24 protein-coding genes are annotated in these 23,444 nt (G+C 29.1%); 14 read left to right on the top strand and 10 right to left on the bottom strand.

The window, feature by feature from the left end; genetic code table 11:
* Positions 1 to 20: 20 nt before the first annotated feature.
* Positions 21 to 494 (bottom strand): thioredoxin family protein, encoded by a 474-nt coding sequence (locus ABNT14_RS02880; RefSeq protein WP_159459525.1) that lies wholly within the window; start codon positions 492 to 494, stop codon positions 21 to 23.
* A gap of 56 nt (positions 495 to 550) precedes the next feature.
* Positions 551 to 1,579 carry a tetraacyldisaccharide 4'-kinase gene (gene lpxK / locus ABNT14_RS02875; protein ID WP_101902369.1) on the bottom strand — a complete coding sequence of 343 codons (1,029 nt, stop codon included), beginning with the start codon at positions 1,577 to 1,579 and terminating at the stop codon, positions 551 to 553.
* Between the two features lie 215 nt (positions 1,580 to 1,794).
* On the opposite strand from lpxK, the gene ABNT14_RS02870 reads away from it, so the two are divergent.
* Together ABNT14_RS02870 and ABNT14_RS02865 are read left to right on the top strand one after the other, a co-directional pair.
* Positions 1,795 to 2,889 carry a Nif3-like dinuclear metal center hexameric protein gene (locus tag ABNT14_RS02870; protein ID WP_101902333.1) on the top strand — a complete coding sequence of 365 codons (1,095 nt, stop codon included), beginning with the start codon at positions 1,795 to 1,797 and terminating at the stop codon, positions 2,887 to 2,889.
* Positions 2,890 to 2,895: 6 nt separating this feature from the next.
* Positions 2,896 to 3,666 carry a zinc ribbon domain-containing protein gene (locus ABNT14_RS02865; protein ID WP_101902334.1) on the top strand — a complete coding sequence of 257 codons (771 nt, stop codon included), beginning with the start codon at positions 2,896 to 2,898 and terminating at the stop codon, positions 3,664 to 3,666.
* 108 nt (positions 3,667 to 3,774) lie between these two features.
* On the opposite strand, the gene ABNT14_RS02860 is transcribed toward ABNT14_RS02865, so the two are convergent.
* The 3 genes from ABNT14_RS02860 to ABNT14_RS02850 form a co-directional block, all read right to left on the bottom strand.
* Positions 3,775 to 4,698 carry a PorP/SprF family type IX secretion system membrane protein gene (locus ABNT14_RS02860; RefSeq protein ID WP_101902335.1) on the bottom strand — a complete coding sequence of 308 codons (924 nt, stop codon included), beginning with the start codon at positions 4,696 to 4,698 and terminating at the stop codon, positions 3,775 to 3,777.
* Positions 4,699 to 4,879: 181 nt separating this feature from the next.
* Positions 4,880 to 6,043, bottom strand: a complete 1,164-nt coding sequence (locus tag ABNT14_RS02855) for a cysteine desulfurase family protein (RefSeq protein ID WP_101902336.1) — start codon at positions 6,041 to 6,043, stop codon at positions 4,880 to 4,882.
* 15 nt (positions 6,044 to 6,058) lie between these two features.
* Positions 6,059 to 6,607 carry a Smr/MutS family protein gene (locus ABNT14_RS02850; protein ID WP_101902337.1) on the bottom strand — a complete coding sequence of 183 codons (549 nt, stop codon included), beginning with the start codon at positions 6,605 to 6,607 and terminating at the stop codon, positions 6,059 to 6,061.
* An 82-nt stretch (positions 6,608 to 6,689) separates the two neighbouring features.
* Between ABNT14_RS02850 and ABNT14_RS02845 the strand changes: the two genes are divergently transcribed.
* Positions 6,690 to 7,322, top strand: coding sequence for a hypothetical protein (locus ABNT14_RS02845; protein WP_101902338.1), 633 nt, complete (start codon positions 6,690 to 6,692; stop codon positions 7,320 to 7,322).
* Position 7,323: 1 nt separating this feature from the next.
* Here ABNT14_RS02845 and ppk2 (ABNT14_RS02840) read toward each other — a convergent pair whose 3' ends face one another.
* Complete coding sequence (gene ppk2, locus ABNT14_RS02840; RefSeq protein WP_101902339.1) at positions 7,324 to 8,103, bottom strand: polyphosphate kinase 2; 780 nt, start codon at positions 8,101 to 8,103, stop codon at positions 7,324 to 7,326.
* A 1-nt stretch (position 8,104) separates the two neighbouring features.
* Positions 8,105 to 8,962: a polyphosphate kinase 2 gene (gene ppk2, locus ABNT14_RS02835; protein ID WP_101902340.1), complete on the bottom strand. Its 858-nt coding sequence runs from the start codon at positions 8,960 to 8,962 to the stop codon at positions 8,105 to 8,107.
* A 69-nt stretch (positions 8,963 to 9,031) separates the two neighbouring features.
* Here ppk2 (ABNT14_RS02835) and ABNT14_RS02830 point away from each other — a divergent pair, with 69 nt between their 5' ends.
* From ABNT14_RS02830 to ABNT14_RS02805, 6 genes are all read left to right on the top strand, one after another.
* A complete protein-coding gene (locus tag ABNT14_RS02830) occupies positions 9,032 to 9,979 on the top strand; it encodes a lipid A deacylase LpxR family protein (protein WP_101902341.1) in 948 nt (315 codons plus the stop codon).
* An 84-nt stretch (positions 9,980 to 10,063) separates the two neighbouring features.
* Positions 10,064 to 11,182, top strand: a complete 1,119-nt coding sequence (gene dnaN / locus ABNT14_RS02825; protein WP_101902342.1) for a DNA polymerase III subunit beta — start codon at positions 10,064 to 10,066, stop codon at positions 11,180 to 11,182.
* A gap of 222 nt (positions 11,183 to 11,404) precedes the next feature.
* The gene (locus ABNT14_RS02820) at positions 11,405 to 11,941 is read left to right on the top strand and encodes a DUF5683 domain-containing protein (RefSeq protein WP_232118285.1); all 537 of its coding nucleotides are present in this window, start codon (positions 11,405 to 11,407) and stop codon (positions 11,939 to 11,941) included.
* Between the two features lies 1 nt (position 11,942).
* Positions 11,943 to 12,644: a 4-hydroxy-tetrahydrodipicolinate reductase gene (gene dapB / locus ABNT14_RS02815; protein ID WP_101902343.1), complete on the top strand. Its 702-nt coding sequence runs from the start codon at positions 11,943 to 11,945 to the stop codon at positions 12,642 to 12,644.
* A gap of 80 nt (positions 12,645 to 12,724) precedes the next feature.
* Positions 12,725 to 14,308: a signal peptidase I gene (gene lepB / locus ABNT14_RS02810; protein WP_101902344.1), complete on the top strand. Its 1,584-nt coding sequence runs from the start codon at positions 12,725 to 12,727 to the stop codon at positions 14,306 to 14,308.
* Complete coding sequence (locus ABNT14_RS02805) at positions 14,308 to 14,919, top strand: WbqC family protein (RefSeq protein WP_101902345.1); 612 nt, start codon at positions 14,308 to 14,310, stop codon at positions 14,917 to 14,919. The genes lepB and ABNT14_RS02805 overlap by 1 nt, the downstream gene beginning before the upstream one ends.
* 206 nt (positions 14,920 to 15,125) lie before the next feature.
* On the opposite strand, the gene rlmF is transcribed toward ABNT14_RS02805, so the two are convergent.
* Together rlmF and bshC are read right to left on the bottom strand one after the other, a co-directional pair.
* On the bottom strand, positions 15,126 to 15,980 hold the full coding sequence (gene rlmF, locus ABNT14_RS02800) for a 23S rRNA (adenine(1618)-N(6))-methyltransferase RlmF (protein ID WP_101902346.1): 855 nt from the start codon (positions 15,978 to 15,980) through the stop codon (positions 15,126 to 15,128).
* A complete protein-coding gene (gene bshC / locus ABNT14_RS02795) occupies positions 15,981 to 17,573 on the bottom strand; it encodes a bacillithiol biosynthesis cysteine-adding enzyme BshC (protein WP_101902347.1) in 1,593 nt (530 codons plus the stop codon).
* A 349-nt stretch (positions 17,574 to 17,922) separates the two neighbouring features.
* Between bshC and ABNT14_RS02790 the strand changes: the two genes are divergently transcribed.
* The 4 genes from ABNT14_RS02790 (at position 17,923) to ABNT14_RS02775 (ending at position 22,162) form a co-directional block, all read left to right on the top strand.
* Positions 17,923 to 19,866, top strand: coding sequence for a BatA domain-containing protein (locus ABNT14_RS02790; RefSeq protein ID WP_101902348.1), 1,944 nt, complete (start codon positions 17,923 to 17,925; stop codon positions 19,864 to 19,866).
* Positions 19,863 to 21,122, top strand: a complete 1,260-nt coding sequence (locus tag ABNT14_RS02785) for a dihydroorotase (RefSeq protein ID WP_101902349.1) — start codon at positions 19,863 to 19,865, stop codon at positions 21,120 to 21,122. Before ABNT14_RS02790 ends, ABNT14_RS02785 begins: the two co-directional genes overlap by 4 nt.
* Before the next feature lie 2 nt (positions 21,123 to 21,124).
* The gene (locus ABNT14_RS02780; protein WP_101902350.1) at positions 21,125 to 21,451 is read left to right on the top strand and encodes a DUF4870 domain-containing protein; all 327 of its coding nucleotides are present in this window, start codon (positions 21,125 to 21,127) and stop codon (positions 21,449 to 21,451) included.
* A 72-nt stretch (positions 21,452 to 21,523) separates the two neighbouring features.
* Positions 21,524 to 22,162: an alpha/beta hydrolase gene (locus ABNT14_RS02775; RefSeq protein WP_101902351.1), complete on the top strand. Its 639-nt coding sequence runs from the start codon at positions 21,524 to 21,526 to the stop codon at positions 22,160 to 22,162.
* A gap of 34 nt (positions 22,163 to 22,196) precedes the next feature.
* Here ABNT14_RS02775 and bcp read toward each other — a convergent pair whose 3' ends face one another.
* Positions 22,197 to 22,652 carry a thioredoxin-dependent thiol peroxidase gene (gene bcp / locus ABNT14_RS02770; protein WP_101902352.1) on the bottom strand — a complete coding sequence of 152 codons (456 nt, stop codon included), beginning with the start codon at positions 22,650 to 22,652 and terminating at the stop codon, positions 22,197 to 22,199.
* Positions 22,653 to 22,775: 123 nt separating this feature from the next.
* Between bcp and ABNT14_RS02765 the strand changes: the two genes are divergently transcribed.
* Positions 22,776 to 23,429, top strand: a complete 654-nt coding sequence (locus tag ABNT14_RS02765) for an endonuclease III domain-containing protein (RefSeq protein ID WP_101902353.1) — start codon at positions 22,776 to 22,778, stop codon at positions 23,427 to 23,429.
* Positions 23,430 to 23,444: the final 15 nt, after the last annotated feature.

Below are 23,444 nucleotides of genomic sequence, written 5' to 3'. Positions count from 1 at the left end.
TCTATTTTTTATCAAAATTTTTAATTATTCTTTATAATTTTCGTTAAAAACGGGTAATAATACTCCGCCATATATGCCCCTTTTTTCTTTCCTAAAACATTTCCTTTTGAATTAACCACAACCACTGTAGGAAACGCATTAATTCCGTACCTATATTTTAATTCTTTATTTTCTTTTTTAGCTGCTACCGAAACCAAGTCTCTATTTCTAGGAAAATCTGCTTTATAAAAAATTAAATTCCCTTCAGAAAAGTTTTTAAATTTCATTGTTTCAAACAGCTCTTTATCAACTCTTTTACATGGATGACACCAATCTGAGCCTGTAAAAAACACCAAAACAGGCTTATTCTCTGTTTTCGATTTTTCAATAGCCGTATTAAAAGAACTTTCCCATTGTATTTTTTGCGATTCAGCTTGGTGAGCTACAGTATGTTCTTGCGCAAAAGATATTTGAGTTCCTAAAATTAATACTAAAGTTAAAAATATTTTTTTCATTGTGATTCTCATTTTATAACTCAAAAATATCAAAAATAATACCAAAAACTAAAAAATTAACGATTTATTTCGTTGATTATAAAATCAGTAAATAATTTTTCATCTTTTATAAACGTACTTTTTATCGAAATATAACACACCTTTTTAAGCTGATCTTGCAAACGCATATAATCTTTTTCGGTGGTTACAATTATTTTATTGTTTGCTGATAATTTATTGAAATCTGTTTTTATTTTTTCAATATCATTGCTTGTAAAATTATAATGGTCAGGATATTTTAAATGCTTATAATTTATTTTTTCTTCGGATAAAAATGTTAGTAATGATGTCGGATTTGCAATTCCTGTAACCAATAAAACTTCTTTATTTTTTAAATCGGATATTGTCAATGTTGTATCGAGTCCTTTTAAGTTTTCATCATAAGAAATCGTTGTAAAAAAGACTTGCTGATGTGCTTTTGGTTTTATCTTTTTAATAATTTGTTGTTGTTTTTCTTCAGATAAATTTTCAGGACATTTTGTTACAATAATAATTTTTGCACGCTTTGCTCCTCTTCTAGCTTCTCTTAAATTACCTGTTGGCAATATAAAATCATCGACATATAAATCATCATATTTTGTCAATAAAATACTTGTACTTGGCGTTACTTTTCTGTGCTGATACGCATCATCTAACAAAACAACTTGTAAATCTGCATCATTTTTTAATAAATTTTGAATCCCATTTGTTCTATCGGCATCAACGGCAATAGTCGCATCATTTTTAAATTTCGTGTAAAACTGTAACGGTTCATCGCCAACATCATCAGCAGAATGTGTGTCATTTAACAACTGAAAACCTTCCGTTTTTCGTTTATAACCACGACTTAAAACGGCAATTTTATAATCATCTTTTAATAATCGGATTAAAAATTCAATTTGTGGCGATTTCCCTGTTCCGCCAACGCTTAAATTTCCTACCGAAATAACAGGAACTTTAAAAGAAGTAGATTTTAAAATATTAATATCAAAAAACCAATTACGAATTGTTGTAATAACATCGTATAAAACAGCAAACGGAAACAATAAAAATCGAAGTAATTTCATAACATCAAAAGTAAAAATAATTTGAAGCAATTTCCCGCTTTCCGCACTCGCTTTTTTTATTTTTTCGAAAAGAAAAATAAAAAAGAGCTCAAACAATTGCTTCAATCGGGGCTAGGCATTTGTACTCTATTTAAAAATTGTGCATCTTTTAAAATAAAAAACATATCAAAAGCAAGTTTTAGTAACTTTGAAACATCTTTTTTAAATTAAAAAAAATGCAAATAAAAGACGTTACAAATTATATTGAAGAATTAGCTCCACTTGCTTACGCCGAAAGTTTTGACAATGTTGGCTTATTAATTGGCGATTATTCTACAAAAGTAACAGGTGTTTTAGTAACACTAGATACTTTAGAAAAAACTGTTGATGAAGCAATTGCTAAAAATTGTAATTTAATTGTAAGCTTCCACCCTATTATTTTTAGCGGATTAAAAAAACTAAATGGTAAAAATTATGTAGAACGTGTTGTTTTGAAAGCGATTCAAAATAACATTGCAATTTATGCAACACATACTGCTTTAGATAATGTAAACAATGGTGTTTCAGCTAAAATATGTGAAGTTTTAGGCTTAGAAAATTGTCAGACATTAATTCCTAAAAAAGGAATTATAAAAAAACTAACAACCTATGTTCCTATTGAAAATGCCGAAAAACTACGCACAAAACTTTTTGAAGCAGGTGCAGGAAATATCGGAAATTACAATAATTGCTCTTTTAATTCTGAAGGAATAACAACGTATCAAGGAAATGAAAATTCAAATCCGAGAATAGGTGAAAAAGGTGAATTTATATCCGAAGAAGAAATAGCTATTTCGGTAACTTTTATCAATAATTTAGAAGGAAAAATACTTAAAACATTATTTAATAATCATCCGTATGAAGAGGTTGCTTATGAAATAATTACTTTAGATAATAGTCATCAGAATATAGGAATGGGAATGATTGGCGAGTTTAAAACTCCGATGAATGAACATGAATTTTTATCTTTTGTAAAAAAAACATTTAAAACCGATTGTGTTCGACATTCTGAATTATTAGAAAAACCAATTAAAAAAGTAGCCGTTTTAGGTGGTTCGGGAAGTTTTGCTATAAAAAATGCGATACAACAAAATGCCGATGCATATATAAGTGCTGATTTTAAATATCATGAGTTTTTTCAAGCAGAAGGAAAAATAGTACTTGCCGATGTTGGGCATTATGAAAGTGAACAGTTTACAAAAAACCTTTTGGTTGATTATCTTAGCAAAAAATTTAGTACTTTTGCGATTACTTTAAGCGAAGAAAGTACAAATCCAATACACTATATATAAACAGAGATGGCAAAAAAAGAAGTAACGGTAGAAGAAAAATTAAGAGCGTTATACGATTTACAGTTAATCGATTCTAGAATTGACGAAATCAGAAATGTTCGTGGTGAATTACCTTTAGAAGTTGAAGATTTAGAAGATGAAGTTGCCGGATTAAATACTAGACTTTCTAAATTAAAGGAAGAAGCTAGTAGTTTAGATACTGATATTAGTAATAAAAAATCTGCAATTGTAGAATCTAAAGCCTTAATTACAAAATACGAAGAGCAACAAAAAAATGTTCGTAACAATCGTGAGTTTGAAGCTTTAACAAAAGAAATTGAATTTCAAGAATTAGAAATTGAATTATCTGAAAAAAGAATCAAAGAGTACAAGGTTAAAATAACTCAAAAAAATGGGGTTGTTGAAAAAACTAAAGAAAAAGTAAAGCAACAACAAAATCATTTGACCCACAAGAAAAATGAACTTGATAGTATTTTAAAAGAAACTGAAAAAGAAGAGCAATTATTAAAAGAGAAATCTGAAGAATATGCCTTATCTATCGACAAGCATTTATTAACTGCTTACAACAGAATTCGTACTAAAGTAAGAAACGGATTGGCTGTTGTAGCCATTGAACGTGGTGCTGCTGGTGGTTCTTTCTTTACAATTCCTCCGCAAATTCAATTAGAAATTGCAAACAGAAAGAAAATTACAATTGATGAGCATAGTGGGCGTATTTTAGTTGATGCTGCTTTAGCTCAAGAAGAAAAAGATAAAATTGATAGCTTATTTATATAAGTAATTTCATTTTTAAATATATAAAAAAAGCGCTCTTTCGAGCGCTTTTTTATTGTTGTAATTTTAGTAAAAAACATTGTAAAAGAGCTATCAAAAGCCACTTTAAAATTAAAAGAATCTCGGTGATCTGTATTTTTGACCTCTCGATAGTTCGTATTGTAACATAATTTCGTGAGTTCCTGAATTTGTTACATTATAATTAGAAGTTGTTAAATCGTATGAATAACCAATTAATAAAGTATTTGATGCTTGAAACCCTAGTAATACACTTACCGCATCGTCCCATCTCCAACCTAAACCTGCTCTAAATTTATCTTTAAATAATAAATTTGCCGATAAATCTAACGATAATGGCGCTCCTGAAACGGCTTTTAAAAGTGCGGCGGGTTTAAATTTAAAATCATAATTAATATCATACACATATCCTGCTATTAAAAAAAAGTGCATTCTTTCAACCGCTGTTTTTCCTAGTGGTATTTCTTGATCGTAATGTTCTGTTCTTAAAATATTCGGCACCGATAATCCTACATACCAATCTGGCTTGTAATAATAAATTCCTGCACCAATAGTTGGTAAAAATTTACTTACATTTTGTCCAAAAGCAGCTTCTGTATCAGTTGCTTCTCCTTTACTCCAATCAATATTTAAGAAACGTCCTCCTAAACGTAAACCAAATGCTAAACTAGCATCTACATCAGTTTGAATAGTATATGACAGGTTGCTGTCTAGATAAAATTCTTTTGATGGACCTATTTCATCATTCATTATATTAACCCCCAAACCTAAACCTGAAGATCCTATAGGCGTGTGATAACTTATATTTTGAGTTTCTGGAGCACCTTCAAAACCAACCCACTGCGTTCTACCGATTACCGTAATAACGCCGTAATAATTAGAACCTGCATATGCCGGGTTTATATTCATCGTATTATACATATACTGTGAATATTGAGGATCTTGCTGTGCCTGTGTAGTTGTCATAGTGCATATACTAAATACAAATACGCAGATTATACTTAAAAATAACTTCATTTTATGTAATTTTTTTATTTTATGAATACGAATTGTAACCGTATTTAGTATTAAAGCTCATTTCTTACTTTTTTAGGCGCTCCCAAAATGCGCTTTTAAATTTAAAAATCTTCTATAAAAAGATAAAAAGCCTTAAATTAATTAGTTACAAATATATCATATATTTTGATAAAAGATAAAACTAACTAATCTTGAATTTTTTTAATTTTTCAATAACAATATCAATATCATCAAGGCTTGTTAATTTACTAAACGAAAATCGTACCGAAGTTTTTTGAGTTGCCTCTTCATTTAAAAAAGCTCGCAACACGTGTGATCCCTTACTAGCTCCACTTTGGCAAGCACTTCCTCCTGAAGCCGCTATTCCGTGTAAGTCTAACGTAAAAAGCATCATTTTATCTTGTATCGGAAAACGGACATTTAATATAGTGTAACTACTTTTTTCTAAATTTGCTGATGTACCATTAAACTCAATATTTTCAAAATTAGTATTTAACTGTGCTATAAAATACGCTTTTATGCTTTGAATATGTTTTTTATCTTCAAGTAAAGACTCATATGAAATTGCCAAGGCTTTTTCCATCCCTAAAATTCCATGCACATTTTCGGTACTTGCCCTAGCGCCTCTTTCTTGTTCGCCTCCATATAATAAAGGTTTTATCGAAATCCCCTTTTTTACATAGGCAAAACCAACACCTTTTGGTCCATGAAATTTATGCGCACTTGCGGCAATAAAATCAATTGGTGTTTTTTGTAAATCTAACTCATAATGACCAATTGCTTGTACGGTATCGGAATGAAAATACGCCTTATTTTGTGTGCATAACTGTGCTACTTTATCAATTGCTAATAAATTTCCAATTTCATTATTTACATACATTAAACTAACCAAGGTTTTTTCGGAAGATTTTTCAGCCGTGTTTGCTGTATTTTGTTTTAAAACAGCTTCTAATTCGGTTAAATTAATACTACCTTTTTTATCTACAGAAATAAATTCTACGGTTATTTGGTGTTTTTTCTGAAGATATTCAACAGTACGCAACACCGCGTGATGTTCTATTTTAGAGGTAATAATTCTTGTGACTCCTAAATTTAAAACAGCATTGTATAAAATTAAATTATCGGCTTCTGTACCACCTGCTGTAAAAATAATTTCGCTTGCCGATACATTAAAACGTTTGGCAATATTTTTTCGAGCCGTTTCTACAGCTGCTTTGGCTTTTCTACCAAATTGATGCACAGAAGATGGATTTCCAAAATTTGCTAACATTGATGCATTCATTACGGCAACAACTTCGGGCAACATGGGTGTAGTAGCAGCATTATCTAAATAAACAGCTTTCATAAAATAAATATATAATTAATTAGGATTTTGATAAATATAAACTTCGGTAGCTCCTTTACCATATTTTTGATAAGAAGCATCATAATATTTTACAGGATAATTATTCAACAAATAATCTAGTTCGGTTTTTAAAACCCCCTCTCCTATTCCGTGAATTAACACCAATTTCGAAATACTTTTTGAAATACAATATTCCAATTTATGCTTTGCCGTTTCTAACTGCAATGACAATACTTCGTAATTATCCATGCCACGGGTAGATTTCACTAATTTATTAGCGTGTAAATCTACCTCCATAACCACTTCATTCTTATCTTTTACAAAAAAAGATTTTTTCTTTTTAACAGGTTCTTGCGTTTTTTGTTGCAACAGCGCTTTTGAAACACGTGTTTGCCTACTTAATTCATATTGTTCTACCTGAATTTTAATTAATTCTGATGCTAAAAAAGGATACTCCATGCCATCTTGATCTTCAACAAAGAACAGCTCCTTTTCTTTCCTTGTTATAATCCCCCTAATATCAGCATCTAACACCGATACTTTATTTCCTATTTCGAAACACATACTTAACCTTTATTTAATTTAAAAAAAGAGCTTTACAGCGTATTTTTGCAAAAATTACATCTTACAAAAGAACTCTAAAAAAATGATAAACACTAAAAATATCAGTACAAAAATATTCTTTGAACAAGCTAAAAAAAATATAACAATTAGCCCTGAACGCAAAGAAGTACTTACTGATATTGCACACTTAATTATCAATGAGTATCAAGAAAGAGAAAGAATAAATTTAAATTTTATTTGTACCCACAATTCAAGAAGAAGCCAATTTGCACAAGTTTGGAGTTTTTTTGCTATTGAGTATTTTAACTTAAAAAATATTTTTGCATACTCAGGCGGAACAGAAACAACTGCTTTTCATAGAAACACGGTAAAAAGCTTGCAAAAAACAGGTTTTGAATTTAATATTCAAGATTTTTCGCATCAAAACCCTCGATATTTAATTTCTTTTAAAGGATGTAAAAACAACATTTTAGGATTTTCAAAAACCTATGACGACCCTAATAATAGTTATCCATATATTGCCATTACAACCTGCGATAATGCCGATGAAAACTGTCCTTTTATTGCCGATGCTATTGATAGATTTCACCTAGCATACACCGACCCAAAAAGTTCAGACAACACTAATAATACTATTGAAAGCTATTTAAACACCAGCAAACAAATTGCTGGTGAGTTATTTTATATTTTTGAGATGATAAAAAAAGAACAGTAGCTTACACTACGGTATTTTTATCGTAAGGAATACTCTTTAATACATGATTAATTACATTAACTCTAGCAATTGTTTTTCTATTTGCTCGAATTACTTTCCAAGGAGATATTTGGGTATTTGTTTTAGAAAACATAGCTCTTTTATAATCAGTATAATCATCCCAAAGCTCTTGGGCTTTTAAATCTACGGGAGTAATTTTCCATTGTTTTAATGGATTATTTACAATTTCTTTAAAACGTTTAGCCTGTTCTTTTTTATTGATTGACATATAAATTTTAACCAATCGAATGCCCGATTCTAAAATCATTCTTTCAAAATCGTTTACCTGATTCATAAAAATTTGATGTTCTTCTTGGCTACAAAAACCGTTCACAGGCTCTACCACAGCACGGTTGTACCAGCTTCTATCAAAAAAAACAATTTCTCCTGCCTTAGGAAACTGCTCTACATATCGCTGAAAATACCATTGTCCTTTTTCATCTTCATTGGGTTTAGGTAGCGCTACAATTCGCATATGACGTGGGTTAATTCTTTCGGTCATTCTACGGATAGCGCCTCCTTTCCCTGCAGCATCTCTTCCTTCTAAAATAACAATAATTCGTTCATTTTTATGAATAGCCCAAGTTTGCATGCGAATTAATTCTACCTGTAATTTTTTAAGCTTGCGTTCGTAATCTACATATCGAACAGCTTTTTCTAGGTTTAACGGATTCGTTAATAACGACTTTAACCCCTTATTTGTATTAAGTTTATTTACGGCTGCTTGTGTTAACTTTTCCATGTTAATCTAATTGTTTTGCTGAACGATAATAACGCATTACGATATTAGGGTCTGGATTATTTACTATTTTATTTTCTGATGCTTCTTGGTAATCAAATTGCGATAATACATGACGTATGCACTCTATTCTTGCTTTCTTTTTATCATTTGTTTTTACCACAATCCACGGACTGTAGGTGGTATGTGTTTTACTAAACATTTCTTCTTTATAATACGTGTATCTACTCCATAGCTCTTGTCCTTTTTTATCTACAGGACTAAATTTCCACCTTTTTAAAGGATTATCATTTCGAGCATCAAAACGGCGCATTTGCTCATCTTTTGAAATAGACAGCCAAAATTTAATAATGGTAACACCATCTTCATGTAACATGTGTTCAAATTCTGGTACTTGTGCCATAAATTTTTTATATTGGTCTTTACGACAAAAATCCATTACAGGTTCAACCACAGCACGGTTATACCAGCTTCTATCAAAAAAAACAATTTCTCCTGGGTTTGGCAATTCTTTAATATAGCGTTGAAAATACCATTGTCCTTTTTCTACATCAGTTGGTTTATTTAACGCTACTAAACGCATAGATCGAGGGTTTAAATGCTCCATAAAACGACGGATATTTCCTCCTTTTCCTGCGGCATCTCGTCCTTCAAAAATAACTGCTACTCGCTTGTTATTTTTGGCAATCCACTGCTGTAATTTCACTAATTCTATTTGGAGCTTTTTCAACTCTTCTTCATAGGTTATTTTATCAAGAACCTTCTGTATTGGTATTTCTTTTTGTTCAATTAAAGCTACTAATTCATCTGTTGATGAAATACTTTCAAAATCTTCAATGGTAAGCATTTTTTTATTTTTCATTTAAAAAATTTAAGTTGAAATACCTTATATTTAACCCTACATTGCTAAAGTAAGACGATAATAATTGCTATGAAACAAAAAATCTTTTTTTTTTTAATCTTCTGTAAAGCTATTCTTTTTGCACAACAAAAACAGGCAAAGGAATTTAGTATCTTAACAGATAATGATTTATATATTTCGCTAGAACAAGATAGGTATTACACCAATGGAATTTTTTTAAAATATCGGTATTTGGCTAGAAAATGGTCTAAAAATATTGATAAAAAAATAATTGAAATCCAAGTTGGAAATCAAATGTACACGCCTTTTAAAGCATCAGTAGAACATCCTAAAAACCATGACCGTCCTTTTGCAGGGTATTCCTTTGGAAGTTTTGGTGTTTCTAAATTTTATAAAGACAATAGTCTATTAAAAACAACCCTCCAAATAGGAATACTTGGCGCAGCAAGTAAAAGTAAAGAGCTTCAAAGTTTTATACATAATTTATATGGTTATAAAAAAATAACAGGTTGGAAATATCAAATTAAAAACACCGTTGGCATCAATTTAAAAATAGCTCACATAAAAAGTTTATCAAAAGAAACATTTGCAGATATTAACTGGATAAACAGCTTTAATATTGGAACAATTCACACCAATTTAGCCACAGGTTTTTATGGAAGATTAAGCTTAAAACCACTTGAAAAAATTACAAATTCGATTACTTTTAACGCAAATTTAAATAACGAAAAAACAGCTTATACTAACAAAATAGAATCTTTCGTTTATATAAAACCAATGCTTCATTATATTGCCTACGATGCGACCATTAAAGGCGGTTTTTTAAGTGATAATAAAAGCCCGATTACCTACCAAATTATTCCGTTTAAAGTTACCACTGAAATAGGCATTCGTTTTACGGCAAAGCAGTATAATTTTGGTTACGCCATAAATTATCACAGTAAAAAGCTAAAAAGTGCTCGTGTACCTGACTACAATTTTTACGGAACACTACAATTTAATTATGTTTTTAATTAAATTGTTTATCTGAATGAAAAAATAATTTTTAAAATCGTCAAATTACGATACCTTTGCACATCTAATAAACAGAAAATATACTCAATGAAATTTATCGTATCTAGCTCTCAGTTATTAAAACAATTACAAGTTTTAGGAGGTGTTATAAACAGCAATAACACATTACCTATTTTAGACAATTTCCTGTTCGAACTAGCTAATAGCGAACTTCAAGTATCATCTTCAGATCTTGAAACAACGATGAGTTCAATTATAGCAGTAGAAAGTACCGATACAGGATCAATAGCTATAAATGCACGTTTATTACTAGATACTCTAAAAACATTTCCTGAGCAACCACTTACATTTAACGTAGAAGGAAGCAGCATCATTGAAATTATTTCAGAACAAGGTAAGTACGACATGGCGTATTTTAGCGGTGATGAATTTCCAAAAGCCGTTGAATTACCAGCACCTAGTAGTACTGAAATTCCATCACATATTTTAGCTACGGCCATTTCAAAAACAATTTTTGCTGCCGGAAATGATGATTTAAGACCTGTAATGAGTGGTGTTTTTTTTCAATTTAATGCTAAAGAATTGACTTTTGTAGCTACTGATGCACATAAATTAGTAAAATATACACGTACCGATGTTACTACTGAGCAACCAGCAGAATTCATTATGCCTAAAAAACCTTTAAACTTATTAAAGGGAATTTTAAATGGTTCAGAAAACAATGTTACTGTAGAATATAATGATACTAATGCAAAATTCACTTTTGAAAATGCTGTATTGGTTTGTCGTTTAATTGATGGAAAATATCCTAATTACGAAGCGGTAATTCCTAAAGAGAACCCAAATAAATTAACTATTGATAGAGCATCATTTTTAAACTCTGTACGTCGTGTTTCTATTTTTTCTAGTAAAACAACGCATCAAATTCGTTTAAAAATGGCTGGAACAGAATTAAATATTTCTGCCGAAGATTTAGATTATTCAAATAAAGCTGATGAACGTTTACAATGTGATTATCAAGGTGATGACATGCAAATAGGCTTTAATTCTCGTTTTTTAAGTGAAATGCTTAATAACTTAAATTCAAACGATGTTTTAATTGAAATGTCTTTGCCTAATAGAGCCGGAATTTTAACACCTATTGACGGAACAGATCAAGGTGAAAAAGTTACTATGTTAGTTATGCCAGTAATGTTAAACGGGTAAAAACTATCTACAAATATTAAAAGCCACATATTTAACTATGTGGTTTTTTTACATCAAAAGAATAGTGTTACTTTTATTTCTTATCATTTTTAGCTTCAAAAAATGATAAATAATTGTAAATTTACCCTTTTTAAGCGCATTTATAAGAAGACTTTAACCCTAAAAAACTTATTAAAGTAATTGCATACTCGTACTCTCATATTCGTTTTTTGGAGTCTTTTTTTGAGTCAAATATTGGTTGCTCAAAAAGATTCTACAGCTATAAAAGCTAATCAACTGCAAATAAGTAGTAATAAATACAATCCATTATCGCCAAGTAAAGCTGCTTTTTATGCTGCAATTTTACCTGGAGCTGGACAAATTTATAATAAAAAATACTGGAAAGTACCCTTTGTTTGGGCTTCTTTAGCAATACCTACTTATTTTTATATTGATAATCGCAATGAATATAATCGCTACAGAACTGCTTTTAAACTAAGAACACAAGGTGTCAAAGATGAATTTACCAATGCAGAAGGTAAAGAATTAATTTCTACTCCAGGTTTAGAAAATGCACAAAAAGTACTTCGAAAAAATAGAGATTTATCTTTATTAACAGGTGTTTTATTCTATGTTTTACAAATTGTAGAAGCAAGTGTAAATGCCCACTTATTACAATTTGATACCGACGATAGTCTATCATTACAACCAATGGTCTACCCAGATCCATTATTTATAGAAGCCCCAAAAGTTGGTTTAACTTTAAAATACTCCTTTTAATATGAAAATAGCATTACTTGGCTATGGCAGAATGGGTAAAGAAATTGAAAAAATTGCTTTACAAAGAGGTCATCAAATAATAATTAAAGATACAGGAAAAACAACATACGATATTACAAAAGCCGATGTTGCTATTGATTTTAGCATTCCAGATGCCGCTTTTAACAATATCAGTCATTGCATTAACAACCAAACTCCTGTTATTTCAGGAACTACTGGTTGGCTTGATAAATACCAAGAAATTGTTGATTTATGCAACCAAAAACAAGGTGCTTTTATCTATGCTTCTAATTTTAGTTTGGGTGTAAATGTGTTTTTTGAACTAAACAAACAACTTGCTAAAATGATGAGTACTTTAGATGAATATACTATTTCTATTGAAGAGATTCATCATACAAAAAAATTAGATGCTCCAAGCGGAACAGCAATTACTTTGGCTGAAGGAATTATCGAAAACAGCACTAAAAAAGCTTGGGAATTAGATGCTAAAACATCCGAAGAAAATATTCCTATTACCGCTATCAGAACTCCAAAAGTACCAGGAACACACACCACAACGTATGATTCTATTGTTGATTCTATTGCTATAAAACACACCGCTCATAACAGACAAGGGTTTGCTTTAGGTGCTGTTGTTGCAGCTGAATGGTTAGTTGATAAAAAAGGGGTTCACTCTATGAGAGATGTGTTAAACTTAGGTTAATTACGTAACAAATACCTAATAAAGCGCACTAATAACATTGAATTAGATTCCTAATATAGGAACAAAAAAATAGCTAGATTATGACATTTTCAGAATGGTTTTTATTCTTTTTAATACTTCAAGCAATCCACTTTTTAGGAACTTGGAAACTGTACGTTAAAGCTGGTAGAAAAGCTTGGGAAGCTGCCTTACCTATTTATAACGCAATTGTTTTAATGCAAATAATTAACCGCCCGAAATGGTGGGTAATTTTATTATTTATCCCTGTTATAAACCTTTTAATGTTTCCTATTCTTTGGATAGAAACTTGTAGAAGTTTCGGTTTTAATAAAAAAACAGATACATTATTAGCCGTTTTTACCTTAGGATTTTATATTTATTATATCAATTATTTAACCGATACATCTTATATTGAAAACAGAAGTTTACAACCAAATTCTGCTTTAGGAGAATGGGTAAGTTCTATCGTATTTGCTATTATTGCCGCTACTTTGGTGCATACTTATTTTATGCAACCTTATACAATTCCAACCTCATCTTTAGAAAAAACATTATTAGTTGGTGATTACTTATTTGTTAGTAAATTCCACTACGGAGCCCGTATCCCTAGTAGTACAATTGCCGCACCAATGGCACATGATACGCTTCCTCTTTTAGGTGTAAAATCTTTTATTTCTGATGATAAAAATAAAGATGGATTTTTAAATAAAGCATCGTTACCTTACATGAGAATCCCAGGTTTTCAAAAAATTAAACGCAACGATATTGTTGTGTTTAGTTGGCCTGCCGATAGTTTAAAAACGATGTGGGGCGATAAATCGGGCGTGGCAACTTATAAACCTATTGATAAAAAAACGAATTACGTAAAAAGAGCCACTGGTATTGCTGGCGATACATTAGAAGTTCGTGATGGTTACGTATTTATCAACGGAAAAAAAACAATTTTACCAGATAGAGCAAAACCACAATGGTATTTTAAAGTGGATACCCAAGGTAAAAAATTATCAATGGAAACCATCAACGAATTTAATATCAATGGTGAAGGAAAAATGTCTAACGATGGCATTTATTATTTTAATTTAACTGATGATGAAGCTACTAATTTAAGAAAAAACACTATTGTAAAAAGCGTTACAAAATATTTAAAACCTAGCGGAACATATGACGCTTCTGTTTTTCCTCATAACCCTAAATATGCTTGGTCTTCTGATAATTTCGGTCCTCTTTATATTCCAAAAGCAGGAAGTACAGTTGCCTTAAATGAAGATACTATTTGTTTTTACGAACAAATTATCCGAAGATATGAAAATAACGATTTAACCATTTTTGGTGATGCTATTTATATCAACGGAAAAAAAGCAGAAAGTTATACTTTTAAGCAGGATTATTACTGGATGATGGGAGATAACCGTCAAAACTCACTAGATGCAAGAAATTGGGGATATGTTCCTTTTGACCATGTAGTTGGTAAACCTGTAATGATTTGGTTAAGTTGGAATCCTAATGCACCTGATTTTGCTTCTAAAATAAACTCTATTCGTTGGGATAGAATGTTTACAACTGTTGGAGGTAGCGGAAAACCTACTTCTTATTTATGGTTGGTTATAATACTTATTGCAGGTTATACGCTTTATAGTTTTAAAAAAGGTAAAAAGAAATCATAATGTCACTTTTTATACCCACATATTTTGCACCTATTTCGCAATACGCAAAAATTTATAACGCCGATTCGGTAGTTTTTGAATTTGATGATAATTATCAAAAACAAACCTACCGAAACCGATGTTATATTTATGGTGCGAACGGAAAATTATCTTTAAATATTCCTGTAAAACATTTAATTACAGAAAATAGAAAAAAAAGTAAAGATACTTTGGTTGATAATGAAATTCAATGGCAACAACAACATTTTAAATCATTACAATCTGCTTATAAATCATCGCCATTTTTTGAGTTTTTTGAAGATGATATTGCTAAAATATTTCATAAAAAATATACGTATTTACAAGATGTAAATATTGATACGCATTTATTTATTACTGATGCTTTACAGATTACGGAATCGTTTACAAAAACCGAAGTTTACGAAGTAACTCCAAATATACCTGACTATCGAAATTTGGCAATTGCTAAAAAAGGTGTTACAATTGAAATGGATACTTATATTCAAATGTTTGATGATAAACACGGATTTATTCCTAATTTATCTATCTTAGATTTACTTTTTATGGAAGGCCCAAATACAAGTACTTTTTTAGAAAATATTAAAATTTAAGAGACTGTTTAAATTTCATCTGAAAAAATTTATCACAGAAAAATAAAAATTCGAATCCGTCAACCTGAATTTATTTCAGGTTCGCATCCTGATTTGCCGTAGTTCTCCTATTGATGCGATGCTGAAATAAATTCAGCATGACGTTATCAAAAAAAAATCTCAGATAAATTAATTTATCTGAGATTTTTAGTTTTATTTATTTTTTATTAAAATCGCCAACAAACAATACGTGTGACTTTATTTCCTTGACTCATCGGTATTACTTTAAATTCTTTTACTTTTAGTTTTTTAGCAGAATCTTGCAAACTTTTTACATTCTCTTTTTTTGATACTAAACTAGTAAACCATTTACTCAATTCTGGTTGTAATGAACTTTCGTATAAATAGGTATGTAAAAAAGCTTTTTCACCTCCTAAATACCATAATTCATTTGAGTTTCCTGCAAAATTACGAACTGTATTATTTCCTAAATTTCTCGATTTTCTTCTATTTGCACCTCTTGCTTCTTCTTCCGATTTATAAAACGGAGGGTTACACATTGTTAAAGTAAAAGCATCATTTTCTTCTGTTATTCCTTTTAAAACATTTAACTCATCAAATTGTTGGCGTAATTTAATTTTAGCACCTAAATTATTATCATCAATAATATCTTGTGAATAATCTAATGAATCTAAATCTATATCAGTTGCTACAAAATTCCAGTTATAAACCGATGCTCCTAATAATGGATACACACAACTTGCACCTGTACCAATATCTAACACATTTACTTCTTTTTCATCAGCAATTAAATCGGCTAAATGATGAATATAATCTACTCTACCCGGAATTGGAGGACATAAATTTTCATCAGGAAAATTCCAATCTTTAATATTATAATAAGCAAATAACAATGCTTTATTAAATTCTTTAACAGCAACAGGGTCTGAAAAATCAATAGTTTCTTTATCAAATTTTTCAATAACAAAGGCTGATATTTGAGGATACTTTTCTTTTAAAAATTTAAAATCGTATCCGTTTTTGTGCTTGTTATTTTCGTGTAATCCTTTTTTATTTTCCATTTAAAATATCAGTACTGTAAATTCTAATTGTAAAGGTTTTAAGCCTTTTTTTAACTCTTTTATTAAAGTATTTCCATAGGATAAATAATATTCAGAAAAATTACGCTGACGCTCTTCTAAACTTCCATTTGGTAGTATTTCATTTTGTAATAATATAATTCTATCTACCAAGTTTTTATGATTCCGTTTTTCTGCTCGTAACCAACGTTTTTCTAAATTATCTAATCCTTTTAATTGTTTTTTTTCTTGTGCATTTACAGCTCCTACAAATGATATATCTGTTTTTTCGGCAAAGGATTTTAAACTAACAAATTGTTCTTTTAAAAACTCTTTTTGAGTAGTGAAATCTATTTTTTCTTCGGATACTTCTAATATTTTATTTTTAAGTAAGATATTTTGTTTCAAAAAAATCTCTTCTAATGAAATTGATAATTTATCTAATTTACCAGCTTGTTTTTCAGAAATTATTTGTGCCGAATTTCGTAATAACAAAATCGGAAAAGGCACTTCAACTACTTCAAAATAACTTTTTAACTGTAACCAATACGCTAATTCTCCACCTCCACCAACATAGCAAAGATTCGGCAAAATTACTTCTTGATACAACGGACGCATAATTACATTTGGCGAAAATCGTTCTGGGAATTCATGAACTTCTTTTAATAATTCATCTAAATTCCAAGAAATATTTGTGTTATTTACCTTATAAATATCATTTTCAAAAACAATACGCTCTCGAATTTTATCTGTTAAATAAAACAAATTAATTTCTCTCGGATTTACTTGAATTTTATAATTTTCACCTAAAGATTTAATCGTTTCTGTAACTTTTTTATACGATGTTTGATTTTTTAATTCTGTTTCTATAAACGGAATAAACGCACGTTTTAATTCTCGTTCATCTGCATCAATAATTACCAAACCATATTCACCAAATAATTCATTGGCAATATAACGAGTTGCATCGGCTAAGTTAGCACACTTTATATATGCTTCTTCAAATAATTTCTTTAGATATTCTGCATTTTTTGATGTTCCTAAATGATTCGATAAAACCTCTAAAACATCTGCTAATCCTTCGGTTGAAAAACGTCCTACTCCACCTGTTTGCGTAGAATTCCATTGTACTTTTTTACGTTTAAAATTGAAGTAATTAATTTCATCAAAATCATGGTCTTCTGTTGCCATCCAATAAATAGGAACAAAATTTTCTTTCGGATTTTTAGCCTTTAAATCTTCACATAAATTAATAACAGAAATTATTTTATATAAAAAATATAACGGTCCTGTAAGTAAATTTAACTGATGTCCTGTGGTTATTGTAAAGGTATTTTCTAAAGATAAACTAGCAATATTTTGAACTGTACTTGGTGTTGTTGTTACTTTTAAATATTGTTTTTCTAAAACTTTAACAAGCGTTTTTCTTTGTTTTATTGAAAAACTAGCTTTTTTAGTTTTTATTTGATTTTTAAATCCTTCTGAAGATGAAAAATTAGCATAAAAAGGTTTTATTTCTGAAGATTGCTCTAAGTAATCTAACATTGTTTTAGAGAAAAAACCAGTCTTTTTAAAAGGAATATGTGTTACTTTCATTTACTTATTTTTTCTTGAAGTTTACAATCATTATCATTTATAATCATGGTTCAAAAATACTAAAATTTGATGCTAAGTCGAAAACAAAACAATAATCTAACAGATTTTTAACGACATTATTTTTTAAATCAGAGATTTTGTTATTTTTACAATGAATTTAGATTCTTATACTGTAATTTAATTATTTGTAAAAATGCCTAGCCCCGATTGAAGCATCTGTTTGAGCTCCTTTTTTTGATTTTTCTTCAAAAAAAGAGCGAGTGCGGAAAGCGGGAAATTGCTTCAAATTAATCTTATTGTTTTTAATAAAAAATATTCATTAAAAAAATACACTTAACAGTAAAAAAATATGCAATTTAAACATCCTGAAACTTTATACTTCTTATTTTTTTTACTGATTCCGATATTAATTCACTTATTTCAATTACAACGTTTTGAAAAAGTTACGTTTACCAATGTTGCTATTTTAAAAAAATTAGTAACACAAACCCGAAAAAGTTCACGCATAAAAAAATGGCTGATTTTAGCTACTCGTTTACTATTATTTACTGCTTTAATTTTAGCTTTTGCACAACCTTATTTTAGCAATCATAAAAGTGATGAACAACAACATTTTTTTATTTATTTAGATAATTCATTAAGTACAAATACAGCAGGTGAAAAAGGTGATTTATTACAAATTTCAGCTCAAGAAATTATTGAAAATACTTCAGAAAAAGCGATATATTCTTTACTTACAAATGATGCTTATCAGCAAAATAAAACAGCTACGGAATTAAAAAATATTTTATTAGAAGTTAAAAATACCGCCAAAAAAATAGCTTTAGAAACTGTATTATTAAAAATTTCGAGTGAACAACTAAAAAATAAAAACACTAAAAATATTATTATTTCTGATTTTCAGAATGTAAAAAATACAGCACTTAATCAGTTACCTAAAAATACTTCTTTCGTAAAATTAAATCCGCAAGAAAAAAATAATTTATCTATTGATAGTGTTTTTGTAAACACAACTATATCGAAAAATTTAGAGGTACAAATTGTTGTTAAAAATCAAGGAAATTCAAAAAAAGAAGTTCCTATTGCTATTTATAACAACAAAAAATTAATAAATAAACAGCTGTTTTCTATTAAAGAAAATGAAACTAAAAAAGTTGCTTTTTCTATTGTTAATACTTCCGATTTTTTAGGTAAAATTGAATTAAATTTTAAAGATACCTACTCTTTTGATAATTCGTTTTATTTCGCAATTAATACCAATTCTAAAATTAAAATTTTATCTATTGGTAAAAATGCTAACTTTTTAAAACGAATTTATAGTGATGATGAATTTGATTTTAAAGCTTTAAATACACAAAATTTAAATTATAATTTAATTCCGAAACAACATCTTATTGTTTTAAATGAAATTGATAATTTATCAGAAACACTTATTAAAAACTTAGTTGACTATTCAAATAAAGGAGGGAATTTAGTTATTATTCCATCTAAAAACGCAAAAATTCTGTCTTATAATAGTTTATTAAATCGACTTGAAATAGGAAATATCAAGCCATTAAATGACAATCAAAAAAATGATAGCTTAAAAATTACAGATATTAATTACAAACATCCATTATTTAAAAATGTATTTGAGAAAAAAGTGCGTAATTTTCAATATCCTTTTGTAAAAACAGCTTATAATACTACTTTTAAAAATACCAATACTATTGTTTCTTTTGAAAACAAAAAACCATTTATACAACAAATAAACAAGGTGAATTCAAAAGTATATTTTTTAGCATCTCCGCTAAATAAAGAAGATAGTAATTTTATAAATTCGCCTTTAATTGTTCCTGTTTTTTATACAATCGGAAAACAAAGTTTACAACTATCTAAAGAATATTATACTACTGATAAACAAAATAATATTGCTATTGATGAATTTATTTCTAAAAATGAAATAGTATCTATTTCGAACAATAAAACTTCGTTTATTCCACTACAACAAACGCTTCAAAATAGTATAAAAATCACGACAAATAATCAGCCATTAATAGCTGGATTTTATCAAATAAAACAACAAGAATCTGTTTTAAAAAACATTGCTTTTAATTATCCGAAGAAAGAAAGTTTGTTAAACTTTTTAGATTTCACAACTACTGAAAATCAAAAAATTTCTACCTCAGTAAAGCAAACGTTAATAAATAGTAACAACGAATACAAAATTCAATGGCTTTGGAAATGGTTTTTAGTTGTAGCAATTGTATCTTTGTTTATTGAAATTTTGATCTTAAAATTCTTTAAACCATGACAACGCTATTAAAATCGGCAACTATTATTGATGCGCATAGCCCTTACCACCAACAAACTAAAGATATTTTAATTACTGATGGAATTATTACTAAAATTGATAGTAATATTACCGATAAAGAAGAATATCAAATTATAAAACTTGATAATTTACATGTTTCTACAGGTTGGTTTGACACCAGTGTTTCTTTAGGTGAACCTGGATATGAAGAACGTGAAACTATTAAAAATGGTTTACAAGTAGCTGGTAAAAGCGGATTTACAGATATTGCCGTAAACCCAAATACAAATCCTGTTATTGATAACAAAGCAGCTGTTGAATTTCTAATTTATAGAGCCAACGGATTTGCCACAAACCTACATCCTATTGGTACATTAACTCAACAAAGTAAAGGTGTTGAAATGGCGGAATTATACGACATGCAACAATCTGGTGCAATTGCTTTTGGTGATTATAAAAAACCAATAGTGAATGATAATTTATTAAAAATAGCATTACTTTATACACAAAACTTTAACGGATTAGCACTTAGTTTCCCTAAAAATAAGGCAATTGCAGGAGAAGGTGTAGCACACGAAGGTAAAAACAGCACACTTTTAGGTTTAAAAGGAATTCCTGCTTTAGCGGAAGAATTACAAATTTCTCGTGATTTATTTTTATTAGAATATACAGGCGGAAAATTACATATTCCAACCATTTCAACTAAAAAATCAGTACAATTAATTAAAGAAGCTAAAGAAAAAGGCTTAAATGTTACTTGTAGTGTAGCAGTTCATAATTTATTTTTAACAGATGATGAATTGCATCAATTTGATGGAAATAAAAAAGTAAATCCACCTTTAAGAACTTCGGATGATATTAACGCATTATTAGAAGGTGTTAAAAATGGAACTATTGATATAATTACATCAGACCATAATCCGATTGATATTGAACATAAAAAAGTAGAATTTTCTACAGCAAAAGATGGAACTATTGGTTTAGAAACTGCTTTTGGAGTTTTAAACTCAGTATTAGATTTAGAAACTATTGTAACTTGTTTATCTGATAATCCGAAAGAACGTTTTGGACTTCAAAAAACAAGTATCAAAGAAAATGAAATTGCTAATTTATCTATTTTTAACCCTGAAGGAACATCTGTTTTTACTGAAAAAGATATTTTATCAACTTCAAAAAATAGTATTTTCTTAGAAAAAGAAATCAAAGGAAAAGTCTATGGTATTTACAATAATAAACAATTAATTTTAAATATATAACTATGGAAAACTACACTGTAAATGAAGGAAAAACAAATGCTATAATTAGTTATTTTACTATTATAGGAACAATTATAGCGTTAATATTAAATAAAGATAAAAAGAATCCTTTTACAAGTTTTCATATCAGACAAACGCTTGGCTTAAATGCTTTGTATATTTTGAGTGGTTGGGTTGTTATGACTTATATAAGTTTTTTTATTGCAATAATTATTAATATAATTTTATTTATCTTTTGGATAATTGGACTTATCGGAGCATTAAAAGGAGAAGAAGAAAAAATCCCTCTTTTAGGAGATCAATTTCAAGACTGGTTTAAGAATATTTAAACATAAATATATAACAAACATGTAAATAATTAATTTATTTACATGTTTGTTTATTAAAACACATTTATTTAGATGTTAAATTATATTGTAAGAGAGCCTAAACAGGCAACTACTAATCCGCCATTATTAATTTTATTACACGGATATGGTAGTAATGAAGAAGATTTATTTTCATTTGCACAAGAATTACCTGAAAATATACTAATTATTAGCGCACAAGCTCCTTACACTATGGGTGGTAGTGCTTTTGCTTGGTATGCAATTAATTTTGATGCCGTTAAAGGTAAGTTTTCAGATTTAGAACAAGCAGCAACATCTGTAACTAAAATTGCTAATTTTATTGATGAAATTAAATCGAAATATAACACAAATCCTGATAAAACTTTTATTTTAGGTTTTAGTCAAGGTGCTATTTTAAGCTATGCCTTGAGCTTTAATTATCCGAATAAAGTGCAACACGTTATTGCCTTGAGCGGTTATATTGATGAAAAATTAATCAAAAATCAGCAAGAAAATACTAAAATCACAACTGATTATTATATTTCTCACGGAACTGTTGACCAAGTAATTCCTGTTGATTGGGCAAGAAAAGCACCTGTATTTTTAAACGCTAATAATTTAAAAAATGATTATTCAGAATACCCAGTAGGACACGGTGTTGCTCCTCAAAATTTTTACAGTTTTCAAAAATGGATAGAAAACCGTTTATAAAAAATAAAAAACCGAGCTTAAAAGCTCGGTTTTTTTATTCTCCTAAAATTTGACTTGCGTGTTCTTTTGTTTTTACTTTACTAATAACATCTATAATTATTCCTTTTTCATCAATAACAAAAGTTGTTCTATGGATACCATCATACTCACGTCCCATAAATTTTTTAGGTCCCCAAATACCAAAAGCATTAATCACTTCTTTTTCTTCATCTACTAATAAAGGAAAAGGTAAATCATGTTTATTAATCCAATTTTGTTGACGCTTTGCAGAATCAGCACTTGCACCTAAAATAGCATATCCTTTTGCTAAAAAAGACTGATAATTATCTCTTAAATCACAAGCTTCATTTGTACAACCAGGCGTACTTGCCTTCGGATAAAAAAACAACACTAACTTTTTCCCTTCATAATCAGAAAGTTTTACAATGTTTCCTTTTTCATCAACAGACTCGAAACTAGGTGCCTTATCTCCTACTTTTAATGTTGTCATAATTTGTAGTTTAAAATAGTTCGTATAATATCAAAGTTACAACGTTGCTTTTGAATTAACAATAAATTATAGTTGTTCTTTGTTAGTTTGTACCTTTGTTTATCTATGTTTAAAACTCAGAAAATGACCAAGGAAAATAAAGTACAATTTGTTATTGATACCTTAGCCGAATTATATCCAGAAATACCTGTTCCTTTAGATCATAAAGACCCGTATACATTATTAATTGCCGTTTTACTATCAGCACAATGTACCGATGTTAGAGTAAATAAAATTACCCCCTTACTTTTTGCTAAGGCTGATAATCCATACGATATGGTAAAAATGAGCATTGAAGAAATTAAAGAAATTATTCGACCTTGTGGTTTATCACCTATGAAATCAAAAGGAATTCACGGTTTATCTAAAATATTGATTGAAAAACATAATGGTGAAGTACCTAAAAGTTTTGAATATTTAGAAGAATTACCTGCCGTAGGTCATAAAACTGCTGGTGTAGTTATGAGTCAAGCGTTTGGAGTACCTGCTTTTCCTATTGATACACATATACATCGTTTATTATATCGTTGGAATTTAACGAATGGAAAAAATGTAATTCAATCAGAAAAAGATGCAAAACGATTATTTCCTAAAGAATTATGGAACGACCTCCATTTACAAATAATTTGGTATGGACGAGAATATTCTCCTGCTCGTGGTTGGGATTTAGAAAAAGATATTATTACAAAAACTATTGGAAGAAAGACAGTTTTAAATGACTATTATAAAAATAAGTAATAAAAAAAGCTTCAA

This window comes from Tenacibaculum dicentrarchi, assembly GCF_964036635.1.
In the GTDB taxonomy this organism is placed as follows: domain Bacteria; phylum Bacteroidota; class Bacteroidia; order Flavobacteriales; family Flavobacteriaceae; genus Polaribacter; species Polaribacter dicentrarchi.
Note: the sequence above shows the minus strand (reverse complement) of the source record. Positions and strands in the feature narration are given on the sequence as shown.